Annotated in this window: 20 protein-coding genes and 3 tRNA genes; 16 read left to right on the top strand and 7 right to left on the bottom strand. The window is 70.5% G+C overall.

Annotated elements, in window-relative coordinates; genetic code table 11:
• Window positions 1-29: 29 nt before the first annotated feature.
• A complete protein-coding gene (locus CT688_RS12290) occupies window positions 30-752 on the bottom strand; it encodes a glycosyltransferase family 2 protein (RefSeq protein ID WP_107757122.1) in 723 nt (240 codons plus the stop codon).
• A 129-nt stretch (window positions 753-881) separates the two neighbouring features.
• Between CT688_RS12290 and CT688_RS12285 the strand changes: the two genes are divergently transcribed.
• Window positions 882-954, top strand: a tRNA-Thr gene (locus tag CT688_RS12285).
• 42 nt (window positions 955-996) lie between these two features.
• A tRNA-Met gene (locus CT688_RS12280) sits at window positions 997-1,070 on the top strand.
• 61 nt (window positions 1,071-1,131) lie between these two features.
• On the opposite strand, the gene CT688_RS12275 is transcribed toward CT688_RS12280, so the two are convergent.
• From CT688_RS12275 to CT688_RS12265, 3 genes are read right to left on the bottom strand one after another with little or no spacing between them, the layout of a single operon-like run.
• A complete protein-coding gene (locus CT688_RS12275) occupies window positions 1,132-2,676 on the bottom strand; it encodes a tripartite tricarboxylate transporter permease (protein WP_107757121.1) in 1,545 nt (514 codons plus the stop codon).
• Window positions 2,664-3,335, bottom strand: coding sequence for a tripartite tricarboxylate transporter TctB family protein (locus CT688_RS12270; RefSeq protein ID WP_107757120.1), 672 nt, complete (start codon window positions 3,333-3,335; stop codon window positions 2,664-2,666). Before CT688_RS12270 ends, CT688_RS12275 begins: the two co-directional genes overlap by 13 nt.
• Complete coding sequence (locus CT688_RS12265; protein WP_107757119.1) at window positions 3,332-4,309, bottom strand: tripartite tricarboxylate transporter substrate binding protein; 978 nt, start codon at window positions 4,307-4,309, stop codon at window positions 3,332-3,334. Before CT688_RS12265 ends, CT688_RS12270 begins: the two co-directional genes overlap by 4 nt.
• A 105-nt stretch (window positions 4,310-4,414) precedes the next feature.
• Between CT688_RS12265 and CT688_RS12260 the strand changes: the two genes are divergently transcribed.
• Both CT688_RS12260 and CT688_RS12255 read left to right on the top strand, forming a co-directional pair.
• Entirely contained in the window at window positions 4,415-5,689 is a 1,275-nt protein-coding gene (locus tag CT688_RS12260; protein ID WP_107757118.1) for an ATP-binding protein, read from the top strand.
• Complete coding sequence (locus CT688_RS12255) at window positions 5,686-6,459, top strand: response regulator (RefSeq protein WP_107757117.1); 774 nt, start codon at window positions 5,686-5,688, stop codon at window positions 6,457-6,459. The genes CT688_RS12260 and CT688_RS12255 overlap by 4 nt, the downstream gene beginning before the upstream one ends.
• A gap of 7 nt (window positions 6,460-6,466) precedes the next feature.
• On the opposite strand, the gene CT688_RS12250 is transcribed toward CT688_RS12255, so the two are convergent.
• Window positions 6,467-8,194, bottom strand: coding sequence for an acetolactate synthase (locus tag CT688_RS12250; protein ID WP_231750318.1), 1,728 nt, complete (start codon window positions 8,192-8,194; stop codon window positions 6,467-6,469).
• A 95-nt stretch (window positions 8,195-8,289) separates the two neighbouring features.
• On the opposite strand from CT688_RS12250, the gene hadA reads away from it, so the two are divergent.
• The 8 genes from hadA to CT688_RS12210 all read left to right on the top strand — a co-directional run bounded on the left by hadA (window position 8,290) and on the right by CT688_RS12210 (window position 13,219).
• Window positions 8,290-8,691, top strand: coding sequence for a (3R)-hydroxyacyl-ACP dehydratase subunit HadA (gene hadA / locus CT688_RS12245; RefSeq protein WP_107757116.1), 402 nt, complete (start codon window positions 8,290-8,292; stop codon window positions 8,689-8,691).
• On the top strand, window positions 8,688-9,119 hold the full coding sequence (locus tag CT688_RS12240) for a MaoC/PaaZ C-terminal domain-containing protein (protein WP_107757115.1): 432 nt from the start codon (window positions 8,688-8,690) through the stop codon (window positions 9,117-9,119). The genes hadA and CT688_RS12240 overlap by 4 nt, the downstream gene beginning before the upstream one ends.
• Window positions 9,120-9,270: 151 nt before the next feature.
• A tRNA-Trp gene (locus CT688_RS12235) sits at window positions 9,271-9,343 on the top strand.
• A gap of 37 nt (window positions 9,344-9,380) precedes the next feature.
• Window positions 9,381-9,731 (top strand): preprotein translocase subunit SecE, encoded by a 351-nt coding sequence (secE, locus tag CT688_RS12230; protein WP_107757114.1) that lies wholly within the window; start codon window positions 9,381-9,383, stop codon window positions 9,729-9,731.
• 64 nt (window positions 9,732-9,795) lie between these two features.
• A complete protein-coding gene (nusG, locus tag CT688_RS12225; protein ID WP_107757113.1) occupies window positions 9,796-10,680 on the top strand; it encodes a transcription termination/antitermination protein NusG in 885 nt (294 codons plus the stop codon).
• A 200-nt stretch (window positions 10,681-10,880) separates the two neighbouring features.
• On the top strand, window positions 10,881-11,315 hold the full coding sequence (gene rplK, locus CT688_RS12220; RefSeq protein WP_017838122.1) for a 50S ribosomal protein L11: 435 nt from the start codon (window positions 10,881-10,883) through the stop codon (window positions 11,313-11,315).
• Window positions 11,316-11,404: 89 nt separating this feature from the next.
• Entirely contained in the window at window positions 11,405-12,127 is a 723-nt protein-coding gene (rplA, locus tag CT688_RS12215) for a 50S ribosomal protein L1 (RefSeq protein WP_107757112.1), read from the top strand.
• A 156-nt stretch (window positions 12,128-12,283) separates the two neighbouring features.
• A complete protein-coding gene (locus tag CT688_RS12210; protein WP_107757111.1) occupies window positions 12,284-13,219 on the top strand; it encodes a hydroxymethylglutaryl-CoA lyase in 936 nt (311 codons plus the stop codon).
• Window positions 13,220-13,285: 66 nt separating this feature from the next.
• Here the strand turns inward: CT688_RS12210 and CT688_RS12205 are convergent, their stop codons facing one another.
• Window positions 13,286-14,464, bottom strand: a complete 1,179-nt coding sequence (locus tag CT688_RS12205; protein ID WP_107758181.1) for a CaiB/BaiF CoA-transferase family protein — start codon at window positions 14,462-14,464, stop codon at window positions 13,286-13,288.
• Window positions 14,465-14,602: 138 nt separating this feature from the next.
• A complete protein-coding gene (locus CT688_RS12200; RefSeq protein WP_107757110.1) occupies window positions 14,603-15,607 on the bottom strand; it encodes a diacylglycerol kinase family protein in 1,005 nt (334 codons plus the stop codon).
• Window positions 15,608-15,943: 336 nt separating this feature from the next.
• Between CT688_RS12200 and rplJ the strand changes: the two genes are divergently transcribed.
• From rplJ to CT688_RS12180, 4 genes are all read left to right on the top strand, one after another.
• Window positions 15,944-16,456: a 50S ribosomal protein L10 gene (gene rplJ / locus CT688_RS12195; protein WP_107757109.1), complete on the top strand. Its 513-nt coding sequence runs from the start codon at window positions 15,944-15,946 to the stop codon at window positions 16,454-16,456.
• 60 nt (window positions 16,457-16,516) lie between these two features.
• Window positions 16,517-16,903, top strand: a complete 387-nt coding sequence (gene rplL, locus CT688_RS12190; RefSeq protein WP_017838129.1) for a 50S ribosomal protein L7/L12 — start codon at window positions 16,517-16,519, stop codon at window positions 16,901-16,903.
• Between the two features lie 191 nt (window positions 16,904-17,094).
• Entirely contained in the window at window positions 17,095-18,210 is a 1,116-nt protein-coding gene (locus CT688_RS12185; RefSeq protein ID WP_107757108.1) for an ABC transporter ATP-binding protein, read from the top strand.
• A 27-nt stretch (window positions 18,211-18,237) separates the two neighbouring features.
• Window positions 18,238-19,068 carry an ABC transporter permease gene (locus CT688_RS12180; protein WP_107757107.1) on the top strand — a complete coding sequence of 277 codons (831 nt, stop codon included), beginning with the start codon at window positions 18,238-18,240 and terminating at the stop codon, window positions 19,066-19,068.
• Window positions 19,069-19,081 lie beyond the last annotated feature (13 nt).

Here is a 19,081-nt window from a genome sequence, read left to right as displayed (position 1 = left end):
GACTCAGCGCCGCACGCGCTCCGGCCGACTCAGCGCCGCAGGCGCTCCATCCAGCGCTGAGAGGGCGGCGAGGTGCGCCAGTTGCGCGCGATCGTCCGGAACGCACGGGAGAAGCGTCGGCGCATCGCGGCCGGATCGTCGAACGGACGCGCGGAGATGCCCACGGTCAGCGACCTGTCCACCCGCAGCCGGTCGTCGGCGCCGAACTGGAACGACAGGTCGATGTCGTCGTGCAGTTCCGGGTCCGACCGGTCGACTCCCTCGCGGACGCGCTCCCAGGCCGTGCGACGCATCGCCAGATTGGACCCGAACAGCACAGGATGGGCCACCGCGGCGCCGACGGAGAAGAAGTAGGCGTCCATGTAGAGCAGCTGCGCGGCGCGGGCCCGCCACCCGCTCAGTCCGATGAACTCGCCGGGGCCCGAGAGCGCCACGAGACCCGGGTCCTCGGCGAACGCGCTCTCGATCCGCTGCATCCAGTCCGGGCCCGGGCGGGAGTCCGCGTCCAGGCGGGCGATCACGTCGCCCGAGGCCCGGTCGTAGCCGGCGGCGGCGGCCGAGGGGATGCCCCGGACCGGCTCGGTCACCACTCGCGCGCCGGCCTCGCGGGCGACGTCCGCACTCGTGTCGGAGCATCCGTTGTCCACCACGACGATCTCGTCCGGCGGCCTCGTCTGGCCGTGCAGGGCCGCGAGGCACCCGGCGAGCTCGTGGGCGTCGTCGAGGACGGGGACGACCACGGAGATGCGCATGCCCCACATCCTGCCAGCGGGGCCTCGACCCCGCTCCACCGGGCGATTTGTGCCCCGTTCGAGCCTGTGTGTAATCTGCTAGAGGCTTTCACCCCGAGCCGCGGAGCGCTTCGCGACCCAGGGTGGCCGGCCCCCTTAGCTCAGTCGGCAGAGCGTTTCCATGGTAAGGAAAAGGTCGACGGTTCGATTCCGTCAGGGGGCTCGCACTGTGCGGGGCGGCCCGATCGCCCGACTGGCAGCGCATGCCGGTGTAGCTCAGCTGGTTAGAGCGCACGACTCATAATCGTGAGGTCGGGGGATCGAGTCCCCCCACCGGTACCGATCAGGATCACGAAGGCCGCCCACGCGTCGTGGGCGGCCTTCGTCGTGTCCACGATCCCTACCGTGCGGCGGCCTCCAACTCCGCCGCGGCCTCCCGGCGGCGACGACGACGGTACCGGGTGTGCTGGATGATGCTCGCCGCCACGGCCACGGCCAGCAGGCCGTAGAGCGCGAGGGTGATGTTCGACGAGACCAGGATCGACACGTCGCCCTCGGACTGTGCCAGCGACCGACGCAGCTCGAGCTCGGCCAGCGGGCCGAGGATCGCGGCGATCAGGACCGGGGCCAGCGGGATCGAGAACCGGCGCATGACGAATCCCAGGATGCCGATCGCGATCACCATCCACAGGTCCAGTGTAGAGGAGGAGATCGCGTAGGTGCCGAGCATCGCGATCACCGTCACGCCGGCGTACAGGTAGTGGCGGGGGATCAGCAGCAGCTTCGCCCAGACGGCCGCGAACGGCAGGTTGATGACCAGCAGGATGATCAGGCCGACGAACAGGCTGGCGAGCAGCGGCCAGACCAGCGCGGCACTCGTCTCGAAGAGCATGGGGCCGGGCTGCATCCCGTACTGCTGGAACGCGGCCAGCATCATGGCGGCCGTCGCCGAGGTCGGCAGGCCCAGGACGAGCAGCGCGCCCATCGCGCTGCCGGCGGTGGCGTTGCCCGCGGCCTCGGGAGCGGCGACGCCCTGGAGCGCGCCGCGGGTGCCGAAGTCGGGGTCGTGCCGCCGCGCGGCCAGGGCCTTCTCGGTGCCGTAGGCGAGGAACGTCGGGACCTCGGACCCGCCGACCGGGATCGTGCCGAAGGGCAGGCCGAACGCGGTGCCCCGGAGGAACGCCGGCCAGATTCTGCGCATCTCCTTGCGGGTCGGGAACGGGGAGCCCTCGGTGGCCACCGGACCGCCGACGGTCGCCTCACGGCGGATCCGCGACGCCTGGTGCAGGACTTCGCCGAGGGCCAGCAGTCCCACGGTGATCACGATGATCGAGATGCCCTCGAACAGTGACGGGGTGTCCAGGGTGAAGCGCTGGGTGCCGGTCATCGAGTCGGTGCCGACCAGGGCGAGCGCGAGCCCCAGGCCGAGCGCGGCCAGTCCCCTCACGACGGACTCGGCGACGACGGCCGAGATGGCGACGAAGGCGAACACCGCGAGGGCGAAGTACTCGGGTGACGAGAACGCCCGGGCGAGGACGATCAGGTAGGGGGAGAACATCACGACGCACGCGCACGCGATCATGCCGCCGGTGAAGGCGCCGATCGCCGAGATCCCCAGGGCCTTGGCCGCCCGGCCGCTCATGGCCATCCGGTGCCCTTCGAACGTCGTGGCTATGGCCGACGAGTTGCCGGGTGTGTTGAGCAGGATCCCGGAGGTCGAGTCACCGAACAGTCCGCCGAAGTAGATGCTGGCGAACATGATGAAGGCGCCGGTCGGGTCGAGCGTGAAGGTGACCGGCAGGAGCAGGGCGACCGCCATCGCGGAGCCGAGTCCCGGAAGGACGCCGACCGCGGTGCCGAGGAGGGCACCGATCAGCAGGAGGGTGAGGTTCATCGGGGTGAGCACCCCGGCCATGCCGTCACCCAGCAGGCTCAGTTGCTCCACGGCACGACTCCTTCCAGGATTCCGGCGGGCAGCCCCAGGCCGAGCCCGGCCGAGAAGGCGATCTGGATGACGGAGGCGAAGATCACCGAGACCGCGATGTCGAAGACCGGTCGCCTGCTCCCCAGTGCGCGGCTGACGATCCAGAACAGCGCGCTGGCGGTGATCAACCAGCCGACGGGCTGGAGGAGGATCGCGAACCCGACGAGGCCGGCGATCACGATCCCGGTGGTGCGGTAGTCGACGGGCACGTAGTCCGAGCCGCCGGCAGCCGCGGGCGCGGTGGTGGTGGTGGGGGAGTCGACGGGATCGTCGATCGAGGCCAGGTCCTCGAGCATGTCGGTGGACAGCTGGCCCATGGTCGAGGTGGCCGCGGTGTGCCGGGGGGTGCGGATGACGTTGATCGCCAGCAGTCCGCCGGTCAGGATCAGGAAGCCGGCCACCAGGCCGGGGAAGAACCGCGGCCCGGGTGCTCCCACTCCCTCGGGGACGTCCATGGTGATGGTCTGCACGATCATGAACGCGGCGATCGCGAGGACGCCCGCGGCGAACCCGAGCTCGGTCCGCTGACGCCACCAGCGGCGACGGTCGGTGGGCGGGGCGGCCGGGGCCGACGGGGCCGTCGTGCCCCCCGCGCTCGCCTGGTCGGTTACGAGTGTCATTGTCCCAACTCCCTGATGATGTCTTCGGTCGTGGCGATCTCCGCGTCGAGGAACCGGGCGAACTCGTCACCTGCCATGAACTCGTCGGTCCAGTTGTTGCGCTCGAGGGTGTCGCGCCATTCCCCGGTCTCGCGCATCTCCGCGATGATCGCGATGAGCTCGTCCCTGACCTCGTCAGAGATGCCGGGTGGGGCGACCAGCCCGCGCCAGTTCGACATGGACACGTCCACGCCCTGCTCGATGAAGGTCGGGGTGGACAGCTCCGCGACCGGGGTCGCCGACGAGACCCCGAGCGCGCGGAGCTCGCCCGCCTCGATCTGGGCGTCGAAGTCGTTGGCTCCGGAGATCGCGCCGACCGCGGACCCGCTGATCATCGACCTCACGACCTCGCCGCCCCCGGAGTAGGCGATGTAGTTGATATGGGCCGGGTCGATCCCGGCGGCCTCGGCGAGCATGCCCGTGAGCAGATGGTCGATGCTCCCGAGCGATCCGCCCGCGATCGCCATCCCCGGATGCTCCCGCCACGCCGCCAGGAACTCCTCGAGCGTCTGATACGGGGAGTCCGCGGGGACCACCAGCACGTTGTAGTCGTCGGCCAGACGGGCGATCGGCGTCGTGTCCTCGAGCGTGGCGTCGGAATCCTGCAGGATCACCCCACCCACCATCACGCCGCCGGTGACCAGCAGGGAATCGGTACGCCCGGCGAGCTGGACGAACTGGGTCAGCCCGATGGTGCCGGCCGCGCCCGGGACGTTGCGGACCCGCACGGCGTTGACGATCCCGTTGGTCATGAGGGCCTGCTGGGCTTCTCTGCCGAACGTGTCCCATCCGCCGCCGGGGGCGGCCGGTGCGATGATGGCCAGTTGGGTCCGGGGGTTGTCACCGCCTCCGGAGCGGCTGGCGTCGGTCGCCGCGGCCGTGGTGAGCCCGACAGCGAGTACTGCGGTCAGGATGCGGGCAAGGGGGTGTCGCATCAACGGTCCTTCCAGATGTCCGGTGGCGTGAGTGCCACCGGGGTATGGGCTGAGCATGGATCGGCGACGTGTGATGTGGGGCACAACTAGTCTTTGTGCTCATTGATGCTCACGAACGAGGAGAGGAGCGGGGTGGCGCGGTACTCGGAGTGGCTGCTCGAGCGGCGGTTCCGCCTCGTCGTGGTGGTGATCCAGTTCGCGGTGGTGGTGACCTGCGTGGGACTGACGGCCTATGCCGCCGCCCGGGTCCAGGAGCGGCAGGTTCGCGAGGCCACGACCGAGCGGGTCCTCGCGGTCGCGCGCAGCCTCGCGGAGCTCGACCAGGTGCGGGACGCCATCGGGAGCGAGGACGCGGAGCAGGAGCTGCAACCGCTGACCGAGCTGATCCAGCAGGCGTCCGGGGTCGACTACGTGGTGATCAGCGACGCGCGAGGGATCCGGATCACCCACCCTGTGCCCGCGGAACGCGGCCGGCCGGTCTCGACCGACCCGTCGGACGTGCTGGCGGGGGCCACCTTCGTCGGCACCGAGGAGGGGACCCTCGGTCCGACACTGCGCGCCAAGGTCCCGGTGTACCGCGGCGGGCTCGTCGTGGGTGCGGCCTCGGTGGGGGTCCTGGAATCGGAGATCGCCGCCGACCTGCGGTCCAGTCTCACGGCCATGGCGCCGTGGGTGCTGCTGGCGGTGCTGGTCGGGCTGACCGGGGCCGCCGGTGTCTCCGCGGCGATCGGCGGCCGGGTCCGCAGGCTGGAGGCGGAGAACGCCGAACTGGGAGAGCAGCGACGATTGTCCAGGGCGCTCCGCGAACAGACACACGAGTTCCGGACCCGGATCCACGCGGTGTACGGGCTCGTCGAGAGCGGCGAGTCCGACGCGGCGCTCGACTATCTGGCGGAGCTCGCCCCGGTCACCGGCGCGGGTACCCGCGACGGGGGTGTCGAGGACCCGCGCCTGCGCGCGGTGTTGGGTGAGATGGCCGCGGAGTACCGGTCGCGGGGAGGTCGGCTGGAGATCGACCCCCTGACCTCGACGAGTGCGGGTGAGCTCGGGGCGGACGACGTCTCGCTGATCGCGAATCTGGTGATCAACGCAATCGAGGCCGCGGGTCCCGGGGGCCACGTCCACGTTCTGGTGCTGGCGGACGAGTTCGGCACCGAGGTCGCCGTGGGTGATGACGGGCCGGGGTTGGACCCCGAGGCGCTGCCGATGATGATGGAGCACGGGTACTCCACCAAGGCCCCGGGTGCCGGGCACGCGACCCGCGGCGTCGGCCTGGCGGTGGTCTGGCAGATCGTGCGGGATCGTGACGGGGAGATCGAAGTGGGCAGATCCCCGGCCGGCGGGGCGCTGGTCACCGCGCGGTTGCGGAGGAGACGATGACGGGCGAGGGACAGGGCGGCCGCGCCATCCGGACCCTGATCGTCGATGACGACCCCGTGGCGCGGCGCCTGCACAGTCGCCACGTGGAGGGGGTCGCGGGCTTCACCGTGGTCGCCGCGGTGGGCGACGGGCAGGCGGCGGTGGGGTGGGTGGCCGGTGGCGGGATCGACCTGGTGCTGCTCGACATCGGGTTGCCGGGGTTCAGCGGTATCGAGGTGTTGCACCGGATCAGGACGATCTCCCGCCGCCGGATCAGTGTGATCGTGGTGAGTTCTCTCCGGGACCGCGTCACCGTCCGGCAGGCGCTGTCCGGGCAGGTCGCCGGATACCTGGTCAAGCCGTTCACGAGGGCGGCGATGGTGGACCGACTGGAGCGGTTCCGCTCCGAATTCGGCGCCGGGCCACCCGCTGAGCTCGACTCGTTCGGCCAGGGGGAGATCGATGCCTTGCTTAGGAGGGGGACGGCCGGTGGGCCCACGGCGCCCCCCGGTTCGGCCACGGCGCCCGTCGGCCCGGTCCCCGCTCCGGGCAACCGTGCCCCGGAGCGGCTACCCAAGGGCCTGTCCGAGCCGACGCTGAACGCGGTCCTGGCCGCACTGGACGACGGCGCCGGGCACTCGGCCGCCGAGGTCGCGCGCGCGAGCGGCGCCTCCCGCGCGACCGTGCGCCGCTATCTCGATCACCTGCACCGCAACGGCGCCGTCGACGTCTCGCACCGGTACGGGGGCCGCGGCCGGCCGGAGCTGCTCTACCGGATCGTCGTGTCCTGACCGGCGCTCACACCCCGAACGTGGACCTGGGATACCCGGCCTCCACGTCCGTCACGACGTTGACCAGGTACGGCACCCCGCTGGCGAACGCGCGGTCCAGCGCCGGACCGATCCGGGTCGGATCGGTGACCATCTCTCCCGCACCACCGAGTGCTCTGACCACCTCGTCGTACCGGGTGCGGGGCGCGAGGTCGGCGATCACGTCGTAGCCGTACAGCATCTGCATCGGCCCCTTCTCCAGTCCCCACGCGCCGTTGTTGCCCATGACCATCACCACGGGCAGGTTGTGACGGACGAGGGTGTCCACGTCGATCAGCGAGAATCCGGCGGCACCGTCGCCGAGCAGGAGCACCACCTGGCTCGACGGCCGGGCGATCCGGGCGGCGATCGCGGCGCCCAGGCCCGCGCCGAGGCAGCCGAACGGCCCCGGGTCCAGCCAGTTCCCGGGTCGGGCGGGCTCGATGAACTTGCCGGCGAAGGAGACGAAGTCGCCGCCGTCGCCGATCACGACGGCGTCCTCGGCCAACCGCGGCAGCAGCTCTCCATAGATCCGGGCGGGGTGGACGGGATCGGCGGTCGCTCCGAACAGCTCCAGGTCGGCGGCGTGGGTGGCGTCCGCCTTCTCCCGCAGCGACCGGGTCCACGCGCTCCAGTCCGGCCTCCCCGGTCGACGGTGGACCGCCTCGGTCAGTGCGTCCATCACCAGGCCCAGGTCGCCGGCCGTGGCGACGGCGGGGTCCGCGTGTCTACTGAGCTGGCCCTGGGAATCGGCGATGTGCACGACCGTCGCGGGCTCGGCCCCGTCCTTCCCTCCGAACACGCCATAGCCCAGGCGGAAGTCCAGTGGGGTCCCCACCACCACGACGAGGTCGGCGTTCCCGAAGGCCAGTCCGCGCGCCTTGGACACCAGGAGGGGGTGCCCCGCGGGGAGGATCCCCCGGCCCATGCCGTTGGGGATCGCGGGCAGTCCGAGAGTGTCCACGCAGCGCAGCGCCGCGAGCTCGGCGCCGTCCGCCCAGACGTCGGAGCCCACCACGAGGACGGGCCGCCGCGCGCCCACCACCAGGTCGGCGATCCGGTCGACCGCGTCGGTGTCGGGGGAGCGGTCCGGGGTGGGCCCGGAACCCGGTCCCGGTCGAACGGACTCGCACTGGTCGAAGAAGTGGTCCATGTGGACGTCCAGGAACGCCGGCCCACGATGGGCGGAGCGTGCGGCCGTGAAGGCGCGGTGGGTGGCGCCCGCGATGTCGGTGGTGTCGCGGGCCGTCTCGGCGGACACCGTCACCGACCGCACCAGTGGGACGTGGTCGAACTCCTGGAGGCTGCCGGTGCCCCAGCGGCCCGCGGGGGCGCGACCGCCCAGCACGACCATCGGGGCGCCGGAGAACGACGCCTGGGAGATCGCGCTGATCCCGTTGGTCACGCCCGGGCCGGCGGTGAGCACCGCCAGGCCGGGGGAGCGTGTGAGTTTGCCGGTGGCCTCGGCGGCGAACGCGGCGGTCTGCTCGTGCCGGACGTCGAGCAGGGAGATCCCGTGGTCCTCCTTCTCCGCCGCGTCGTACATGGGGAAGACGTGCGCTCCGGAGAGGGTGAACATCGTCCGCACGCCGTGGGCGGCGGCGACGGCGGTGGCGTGGGAGCCGCCGTGGCCCGCCACCGGGGCGGACCCCTCGGGGCCGCCGCCCGCGACCCCGTGTTCGTCTCGATCGTGTGCTGCCTGGTCGTTCTGGCTCACGGGCGCTCTCCCTGGTCGACTGTCCCCACCGTAGGAGCCGTACCCCTGTCGCATCGGCGGTTTGGTGCGGACGGGCTGGGGTAGCGTCGGCCGGTGTGAGCACAGACAACGCAGACGACCACGTCCTCGTCGTCACCGGCGACCCCGTCACCGTCACCGCGGAGGTGGTGACGCGGTTCGCCGAGGCCGTCGGCGCGCCCCCCGGTCAGGCCCCTGCCACCCTGGCCGCCGCCCTCACGGCGCCGGTCCAGCGCGCGGTGATGGGACACCCGGACCTGCGGATCGACCTGTCGCGCACCCTGCACACCGCCCAGTCGTCCGTGCACCACCGGCCCATCGTGGTCGGTGACGTCCTCACCGCCACCGCGACGGTCACCGGCGTCCGGTCCGCGCGCGGCGGGCGCATGATCGGGTTCGACACGGTGCTGCGCGACCCGTCCGGCACCGCCGTCCAGACCCTGTCCAGTGCGCTGCTCACCGCGGAGGTCGAGGGATGACGACAGGCGATCCGACGACGACGAGGCGACCGGAACCGGGCGAGCCGATCGGTGCCCGCAGCCTCGAGATCTCGCGCGAGGATCTCCGCCGGTACGCGGACGCCTCGGGCGACCACAACCCCATCCACCTGGACGACGACGCCGCCCGCGAGCTCGGTCTGCCCGGCGTGATCGCGCACGGGATGCTCACCTCGGCCCTGGCGATCGGGGTCGTGGCCGACTGGGCCGGGGGTGCGGACCGGGTCGTGGGAACCTCGATCCGGTTCGCCGGACCGGTGGTGGTGCCCGCCGACGCCCCGGCCGTGCTCGAGGTGGGCGGTGCGGTGAAGAAGGTCTCCGACGACGGCTCCACGGCGGATGTCGGACTCGTCGTGACCTGCGGCGGGGCCAAGGTGTTCGGCAAGGCGATCGTCACCGTCGCGATTTAGGGCCACTGCCGGGCCTGTCGTACACTTGCCACGCCCGACCGCCCGCGGTCGCGGCCCACGCTGCCTCAGGCAGCCGCCGACACTGTAGAGTCGAGGCGTTCGTGCGGTCCGCGATTCGCGAGACGGCACGGGTGGCCGGGCGACCGGCCGAAGGGGCGTAGCTCAATTGGCAGAGCAGCGGTCTCCAAAACCGCAGGTTGCAGGTTCAAGTCCTGTCGCCCCTGCCCTTCCCGCCAGCCACAGTCGACCCGGAGGTACCGCGTGAGTCAGGATCGCGACGACGACACCAGCGGCGCGCGCGGTTCCGACGGCGCGGCCGGCCCCACCGGTGCCCCTGTCCCGACCGGCAAGGCCGGCCGGGGTGACACCACCGTCGCCAGTCGGGTCCGCACCGATGCGGACACCGCCGAGGACACGCGGAACAACCGCGCCAACCCGTTCCAGTACATCGGGCAGGTCGTCGAGGAACTGCGTAAGGTCATCTGGCCCACGCGCAACCAGATGGTCACCTACACCATCGTGGTGTTCCTGTTCCTGATCTTCATGACCGCGCTGGTCTCCGGCGTCGACTTCGGCGCGGGCAAGCTCGTCGAGCTCGTCTTCGACCGCTGACACCCGCCGCTGGAGGTCCGGGGCGAGAACCGGACCGCCGAACTTCGAGAGGACCGCATTTTCCGTGAGCGACATCGAGCAGAGCCCCGAGTCCGAGGACGTCGAGCAGAGCCCGGCCGCCGCCGAGCAGGCCGAGACCGAGGCGGACGCGGTGCTCGGCGACACGTCGGCGGACCCCTCCGACGCGGCGGTCCCGCCGACCGCGGACGCCGTCGCCGACGCCATCGACGCCGTCGCGGCCACCGACGAGACCGACGACGCCACCGAGTCCGAGGACGCCGCCGGGTCCGACGAGGCCGATGCCCCCACCGAGGCGGCGGCGCCCGCGATCGACCCCGTCATCGCCTTCAAACGTCAGCTCCGCAAGCTCCCCGGCGACTGGTTCGTCATCCACTCGTACGCGGGCTACGAGAACAAGGTCAAGGCCAACCTCGAGACGCGTGCGGTCACCCTCGGGGCCGAGGACAAGATCTACCAGGTCGAGGTCCCGATCGAGGAGTACACCGAGGTCAAGAACGGCCAGAAGAAGGTCGCCAACCGTAAGGTCCTGCCCGGGTACGTGCTGGTCCGCATGGACCTGGACGACGAGTCGTGGGGCGTCGTCCGCAACACCCCCGGGGTCACCGGATTCGTCAGTGCGACCGGGGGTGCGGCCGGAGCGCCCACCCCGCTCTCCCTGAGCGACGTGGCCAAGTTCCTGGCCCCCAAGCCGGAGAAGAAGGCCGCCGCCCCCGGCGGCGAGGCCGAGGGTGGCCTGGTCCCGCAGGCCGTCGAGGTGGAGTTCACGGTCGGCGAATCGGTCACCGTCATGGACGGCCCGTTCGCCACCCTTCCCGCCAGCATCTCGGAGGTCGATCCGACCTCGCAGAAGCTCAAGGTGCTCGTCTCCATCTTCGGTCGCGAGACCCCGGTGGAGCTGGGATTCTCCCAGGTCGAGAAGATCGACTGACGCTCCCGGTCACCCGGACGCCCCCGCCTCGTGCACACCGCGCGTGGCGGGTCGCGTCGTTACGGCCGCGATTAGGGATCAACCCGATCCCGCGCGTAGAATCGCCAAGGTTGCGCGTGCGCGCACACGACAGTCGGCCTCCCACGTGTACAGCGTGGAGCCGAGATCCAGTCGAAGAATCAGGAAGACTGAGGAAGACGATGCCTCCCAAGAAGAAGAAGGTCTCAGGGCTGATCAAGCTCCAGATCAACGCCGGCGCAGCCAACCCGGCACCGCCCGTCGGCCCCGCTCTGGGTGCCCATGGTGTGAACATCATGGAGTTCTGCAAGGCCTACAACGCCGCCACCGAGAACCAGCGCGGAAACGTCGTGCCGGTCGAGATCACGGTCTACGAAGACCGTTCGTTCGACTTCAAGCTCAAGACGCCGCCGGCCGCCAAGCTCCTGCTCAAGGCCGCGGGCCTGCAGAAGGGGTCGGGCACGCCGCACTCCGCGAAGGTCGGCAAGGTCTCCATGGACCAGATCCGCGAGATCGCCCAGACCAAGATGGAAGACCTCAACGCCAACGACGTCGACCAGGCCGCGAAGATCATCGCCGGAACCGCCCGCTCCATGGGCATCACGGTCGAGGCCTGACCTACCACCACACATCACCGTGGGAGGGCAGCTCAGGCCCGCACCACACCCGACCGTCGCGGTAACCATGCGACAGGAATGGAAATCTCATGAGCAAGAACAGCAAGGCCTACAAGGCCGCAGCTGAGAAGGTCGACCGCACCAAGCTGTACTCGCCTCTGGATGCCCTGGCCCTGGCCAAGGACACCTCCTCGACGAAGATGGACGCCACCGTCGAGGTCGCCATGCGACTTGGCGTCGACTCCCGCAAGGCGGACCAGATGGTCCGTGGCACCGTCAATCTTCCGAACGGCACCGGTAAGACCGCCCGCGTCATCGTCTTCGCCGCGGGTGAGAAGGCCACCGAGGCCGAGGCCGCCGGTGCTGACGTCGTGGGCTCCGACGACCTCATCGAGCGGATCCAGGGCGGCTGGCTGGACTTCGACGCGGCGATCGCCACCCCGGACCAGATGGCCAAGGTCGGCCGTGTGGCCCGCGTGCTGGGCCCGCGTGGCCTCATGCCCAACCCCAAGACGGGCACGGTCACCATGGACGTGACCAAGGCCGTCAGCGACATCAAGGGCGGCAAGGTCACCTTCCGCACCGACAAGGCCAACAACCTGCACTTCATCGTGGGTAAGGCATCGTTCTCCACCGAGCAGCTCACGGAGAACTACCAGGCCGCGATCGACGAGGTCCTGCGCCTCAAGCCGTCCTCGTCCAAGGGCCGCTACCTGCAGAAGATCACCGTCTCCACCACGACCGGTCCCGGTATCCCGGTCGATCCCTCGGCGATCTCCAAGCTCCTCGAGGCGGGCGCCGACTCCCAGTGAGTTGATCTCGCGCCCGCAGGGCCCCGTGACCGGATTCCGGCGCGGGGCCCGCGGCATTTCGAGGCGGCGGCCGCCGCCTCGAAATGCCGCGGGCCCCGCGCGCTCGCAGCCCCGCTCACCACCACCCATCGTGCCCGGATAGGAGAGGATGTCCTCATGGACAGCTACCCGACGAGGACGGTCGCCGTCCGCGACGTGGCCCTGCGCGACGGACTGCAGCTCACCGACGGTCGGCTGTCCACCGCGTCCAAGGTGACGCTCGTGCGGACGCTGCTCGGGCTCGGTGTGCCGGATCTCGAGGTGGGGTCCATGGCCCGGCCGGATCTCGTCCCGGCGCTCGCGGACACGCTCGACGTCGTCGCGGCCCTGGACGAGGACGAGCGGGACCGCTGCTGGGTGTGGGTGGCCACGCCGGGGCACGTCCGCCGCGCGGCAGACGCGGGTGTCCGCCGCTTCCAGTACTGCCTGTCGGTCACCGACGAGCACAACACCGCCAACATCGGTCGCGACACCGAGACGAGTGTGGCGGCGCTGCCCGATGCGGTGCAGGCCGCCGCCTCGGTCGGCGGGACGGTCCAGCTCTGCCTGGCGACCGCGTTCACCTGCCCCTTCACGGGCCCAGTCGATCCGGAGCGGGTGCTGCGGCTGGTCGCCGACCCGCGCGGGGAGGGAACGGTCGATGTCGTCCTGGCCGACACGCTCGGTCACGCCCACCCGCGTCAGGTACGGGACCTCGTCGCCGCCGTCGTCGAACCGGCGGGCGACCGGCGGATCGTCTTCCACGGTCATGACACGTGGGGGATGGGCGTGGCCAACACGCTGGCCGCGGTCGACGCGGGCGCGCGGATGGTGGACGCGGCGCTCGGCGGTCTCGGCGGCTGCCCGTTCGCCCCCGGTGCCTCTGGCAACACGGCCACCGAGGACGTCCTGTTCGCGCTCCGCCCCGACTGGCTCGACCCCGGATGCTTCCACGCGCTCGTCGGGGCGTCCGACCGGATGCTCGCCGAATTGGGGGAGGACTCGCGCTCGCGTACCGCCGCGGGAGCGCACGGCAACGGCCACCGGTTCGACTGGACCCTGCCCGTTGGCTGACCCTGCCCGCCGGCTGACCCCGTCCGCTGGCTGACCCTGCCCGCCGCGCTGGTCCGTGCGGTCGGATCAGATGACGCCGCGGTCGGCCAGATCGGCCAGGCGCGCGTCGTCCAGGCCGAGCAGGTCGCGGTAGATCGCGTCGTTGTCGAACCCCGGCTCGGGCGTCCCACCGCGCCGCACCGACCCGGGGGTGGCGTCCAGCACGGGGACGACGCCGGGGCCGAGGACCGTGTCGTCGACCCCGGGCACGGTGTGGGGAACGAGCATGTCGCGTGCGAGGAACTGCTCGTCCCGGACCACGTCCGCGACGGTGTTGACCGGCCCCACCACGACGCCGGCCGCCTCCAGGACGGTGGCGATCTCCTCGGCCGTGCGCTCCGCGGCCCAGTCGGCGATGATCTCGTCGATCTGGTCCTGGTGCACCCCGCGCGCGGAGTGGTCGACGAAGCGCGGGTCCTGCGCGAGCCCGGGTCGCCCCATCGCGTCGCACAACCGCCGAAATACGGTGTCCTGGTTGGCGGCGATGATGACCCACACCCCGTCCGCGGCGCGGTAGAGGTTCGACGGGGCGATCCCCTCCAACCGGGTGCCGGACGGGCCGCGCACCACGCCCGCCGCGTCGAAGTCGGGGATCACCGATTCCTGCACCGCTAGGCACGACTCGGTGAGCGCGACGTCCACGACCTGGCCGCGGCCGGTGGTGGCGCGTGCCAGCAGCGCGGCGAGGACGCCCTGGACGGCGAACATGCCGCCCAGGGTGTCGCCGAGGGACAGGGCCATGCGCGGCGGGGGCATGTCGGGGAAGCCGTTGAGGTGACGTAGACCCGAGACCCCCTCGGCGACGGAGGCGTACCCCGCGCGGGCGGCGTGGGGGCCGCTCTGGCCGTAACCGGAGACCCGGCCGATCACGAGTCCGGGGTTGACCTCGTGGAGCCTGTCCGGCCCCAGGCCCCATCTCTCCAGGGTGCCCGGGCGGAAGTTCTCCACCACGACGTCGGCGCGGGCGACGAGATCGAGGAAGATCGCCGCGCCGTCTCCGCAGCGCAGGTCGAGGGTGATCGACTCCTTGTTGCGTGCGTGGACGGTCCAGAAGTGGCGGCGACCGTCGCGCTCGCCCTGGCCCCACGTGCGCAGCGGGTCCGGCCGGCCCGGATCCTCGATCTTGACGACCCGCGCGCCCATGTCGCCCAGGAGGCGGCCGGCGAAGGGCCCCGCGATGAGGGTCCCCAGTTCCAGCACCAGCATCCCGGCCAGCGCGCCGACCCGGTGCCGGCCCTCCGTCGTGGACTCCAACGCTTGTCTCCCTTCCTGGTGCGCGCTCCGTCGCGCTCCGTCGCGCTCCGTCGCCTTCTCACGGCCGCCGCGGCGTGATGCCGGGGGAGTTCAGTGCGCGACCCGCACGGTCAGACCGCGACGCTTGATCCACGCCGAGAATTCGGTGACGGTTCCGCACTCCTCGCCGTCGATCTGGAACGACGCGGGCTTCTCCAGTATCCGGGCCGACACCGCCTCCCCCTGCCGGAAGTCCAGTGGCCGGGTCTCGTGGCGTTCCTTGCCCTCCCCGCGGGAGGATCCCCTCCGAAGGACGGGGGCGAGTTGATGCCGGAACGTGTGGTGGACCAGTACCGCGCCGGCCTGCGCCCATCCGAGGGCGCCCTTGGCCCGTATGGCCAACACGTCGAGCAGGCCGTCGTCGATCACGGCGTCGGGCAGCAGGATCATCCCCGCCTGGAGCATCCCGCAGTTGGCCACGAGCAGGGTCCGGGCACGGGTGTGGATCTCCGGCCCGTCGTCGAGCGAGTACTCCACCTTGATTCTGTGCCCCCGGAGCAGGGTGTTGGCGAAGGCGCCGACGTAGGCGAGCCACCCGACCCGGGCCTTGAGGCCGTCATGGGTGCCGGCGATCATGTCCGCGTCCATCCCGGCGCCGAGCATGACGAGGAAGACATCATCGTGTGCGTGCCCCTCGCCGTCGGTGTACCGGACCATGCCGAGATCGATTCCCCGGCTCCGACCGCTCATCGCCACGCGCAGTGCACGGTCCACGTCGTCCAACGGGATGTCCAGGTTCCGGGCGAGCAGGTTGCCCGTCCCGAGGGGGACCACACCCATGGGGATCCCGGTCCCGACCAGTCCCTGGGCGACCGACCGCACGGTGCCGTCCCCTCCGCAGGCGATCACCAGGCCGACCCCACCGGCACCATCCGCTCCGCCGGCGGCGGCCTCCGCGGCCTGACCGACCCCCGGATCGGCCTCGGTGGTCTCGTAGAAGACCGGGTCGGTCCACCCGTGCAGGGCCGCCCTCTCCACGGTGCGGCGACGGACCTCGTCGACCCCCGTCTTGATGGGGTTGTAGACGACGGCGACGCGGGAGGAGGCGGGAGGCACGGGACCACAGTGTCAGAAACGCGCCCGACCCGCCATTCCCCGGTCGGCCGTCGATTTGGCGGGGGCGGCCCGTCGCCTATACCCTGATGGGGAAGTTTGAACGCCTGCCGGATCCGTCCGTCGGGCACCTGATCAAGTTTCACCGAAGACCGCAGGTCACCGTCCCCGCCGGGGGCGGTCGAAGGGTCCGGGAGCGCCCGGACGGCCCGCGCAGGAGAACACCGGTCAGCGTAGGACACCGCGAGCCACCGAGCCCGCCTCCTCCACGCCCCGTGCCACCTGCGCCCGGGGCGTTCGCGCATTTCTCGGCAGTGAGAAGCAGAGAGGAGGCGAAACATGGCAAAGCCCGCAAAGGTCCAGGCCGTCGAGGAGATCAAGGAGCATTTCCAGAACTCCACCACGGCCGTGGTCACCGAGTACCGCGGACTCTCCGTTCCGCAGGTCACCGCACTGCGCAAGGCGCTGGGTGACTCCGCCACGTACACCGTGGCCAAGAACACCCTGGTCAAGCGTGCGGCGAAGGAAGCCGGTGTCGAGGGTCTCGACGACCTCCTGACCGGCCCCACCGCCATCGCGTTCGTCACCGGTGAGGTCGTGGACGCCGCCAAGGCGCTCAAGACCTTCACCAAGGACAACAAGGCGCTCATCGTCAAGGGCGGAGTGATGGACGGCGCAACGCTGTCCGCCGCCGAACTCGACAAGATCGCCGAGCTCGAGTCCCGCGAGGTCCTCCTCGCGAAGATGGCCGGTGCCCTCAAGGGCAACCAGGCCAAGGCCGCCGGCCTGTTCAACGCGCCCGCCTCGCAGCTGGCACGTCTGTTCGCGGCGCTGCAGGACGAGAAGAACTGACACACCCCACACGTTTCCGGGCCGCGTGACGGTTCCGGGACCAACAGAAAGGACGCCACCATGGCGAAGCTCAGCAACGACGAGCTGCTCGAGGCCTTCAAGGAGATGACTCTTCTCGAGCTCTCCGAGTTCGTGAAGCTGTTCGAGGACACCTTCGAGGTCACCGCGGCCGCTCCGGTCGCCGTCGCGGCCGCCGGCGCCCCGGCTGCCGGTGCCGAGGCCGCCGCCGAGCAGGACGAGTTCGACGTCGTCCTCGAGTCGGCCGGCGAGAAGAAGATCGGCGTGATCAAGGTCGTCCGCGAGATCGTCTCGGGCCTGGGCCTCAAGGAGGCCAAGGACCTCGTCGAGTCCGCCCCCAAGGCGATCATCGAGAAGGCCGACAAGGAGGCCGCCGAGGCCGCCAAGGCCAAGCTCGAGGAGGCCGGTGCCAAGGTCTCGCTCAAGTGAGCTGACGCACCACGCGCCCGTGAGGGGCGGTCCGGCGACATCGCCGGGCCGCCCCTCCGGCATTTCTGCAGGTCGGTCGGGCGAGGTTCGTTGCGATACATTACTTATCGGTATGTAACGAAGCACGCCCTCGGAGCGGTAGTTTACAGTGACCGTGGCCACAGATGATGGCTGCAGTGAGGAGTGGTGTCGTGGGTATCGAGATATCTGTCGAGGGGCTGACCAAGTCCTTCGGATCGCAGAAGATCTGGGAGGACGTCTCGTTCACCCTTCCCGAGGGGGAGGTGAGCGCGCTCCTGGGTCCGTCGGGCACCGGCAAGTCGGTGTTCCTCAAGTCGCTGATCGGTCTCCTGCGCCCCGAACGCGGCCAGATCATCATCGACGGCACCGACATCCTCCAGTGCACCGCCAAGGAGCTCTACGAGATCCGCAAGCTGTTCGGCGTCCTGTTCCAGGACGGCGCGCTCTTCGGGTCGATGGACCTCTACGACAACGTGGCGTTCCCGCTGCGGGAGCACACACGCAAGTCGGAGAGCGAGATCCGCGACGTCGTCATGGAGAAGCTCGAGCTCACCGGTCTCACCGGCGCCGAGGGCAAACTGCCCGGGGAGATCTCCGGCGGCATGCGCAAGCGCGCCGGCCTCGCCCGCGCCCTCGTGCTGGATCCCGAGATCATCCTGGTCGACGAGCCCGACTCGGGTCTGGACCCGGTCCGCACCACCTACCTCGCACAGCTGTTGATCGACATCAACGCGCAGATCGACGCCACCATCCTCATCGTGACGCACAACATCAACCTGGCCCGGACCGTCCCGGACAACCTGGGGATGCTCTACCGCAAGAAGCTCGTCATGTTCGGGCCGCGCGAGGTCCTGCTCACCAGCGAGGAACCCTCGGTCCGTCAGTTCCTCCGGGGGTCCAAGCTGGGCCCGATCGGCATGTCCGAGGAGAAGGACGACGCACAGATGCGGGAGGAGCAGGCGCACGCCGATGCCGGGCACAACGACGGCTCCCCGGGCGAGGACGAGGTGACGGGGGTCCCGCCCCAGATGCAGCCGACTCCCGGTGGCCCGGAGCGCAAGGGTGAGATCCGTCGCGAGAAGCGGGTGGCCGAGATGCTGGACACCCTCCCCCCGGGCGCGCAGGAGGCCATCCGGGCCGAGTGGGCGGCCCGCGGGCACGGCGGCAACGGCAAGCACGCCGCGACCGCGCCGGCGGGGGTCGCTACGGCGGGGGCCACCCCGGTGGGCGCCGCGGACAGCACGATCACGGGAATCGACGACCACTACGGGTCCGACGAGAACTGAGGACACCGGAGAGGTCGGGGGAAGTAGATGGCGGAGGGTGCTGGTCAGCAACCCGAGGTGAGGTCCGGTGTGTCTCCGGCGGACGTGGGAGGCGGCGTCCGGAACGCGGTCGGCGAGGCGGGAAAGGTCTTCCGTCTCTTCCTCGAGGTGATTCGTGGAATTTTCAGGAGGCCGTTCCAGTTCCGCGAGTTCATCGAGCAATCGTGGTTCATCGCGTCGGTGACGATCCTGCCGTCGGCGCTGGTCGCGATCCCGTTCGGGGCGGTCGTGGCCATGCAGACGGGATCGCTCGTCCAGCAGCTCGGGGCCGAGGCGTACACCGGCGCGACGGGCGTTCTCGCCGTGGTCCAGCAGGGGGCGCCCCTGGTGACCTCGCTGCTCATCGCGGGAGCCGCCGGCTCCGCGGTGGCCGCCGACCTGGGCGCGCGGACGATCCGTGAGGAACTCGACGCCATGCGGGTACTCGGCATCGATCCCGTCCAGCGGCTCGTCGTGCCCCGCGTCCTGGGGATGATGCTCATCGCGGTACTGCTCAACGGTCTCGTCTCCATCGTCGGCATCGCCGGCGGATACGTCTTCAACATCCTGCTGCAGGGGGGCACCCCGGGTGCGTACCTCATGTCCTTCGGCGCCCTCGCCCAGTTGCCGGACTTCATCATGTCCTCCGTCAAGGCATTGATCTTCGGGCTCATCGCCGGGGTGGTGTCCTCGTACTGCGGTATGAACCCCAAGGGTGGCCCGAAGGGCGTCGGCGACGCCGTCAACCTCGGAGTGGTCCTGACATTCCTCCTGCTGTTCTTCGCCAATCTCATCCTCACGGCGATGTACCTGCAGATCGTTCCGCCGAAGGGGTCGTGATGGCGATATTCAC

The organism is Dietzia sp. JS16-p6b, from assembly GCF_003052165.1.
GTDB lineage: Bacteria > Actinomycetota > Actinomycetes > Mycobacteriales > Mycobacteriaceae > Dietzia.
Note: the sequence above shows the minus strand (reverse complement) of the source record. Positions and strands in the feature narration are given on the sequence as shown.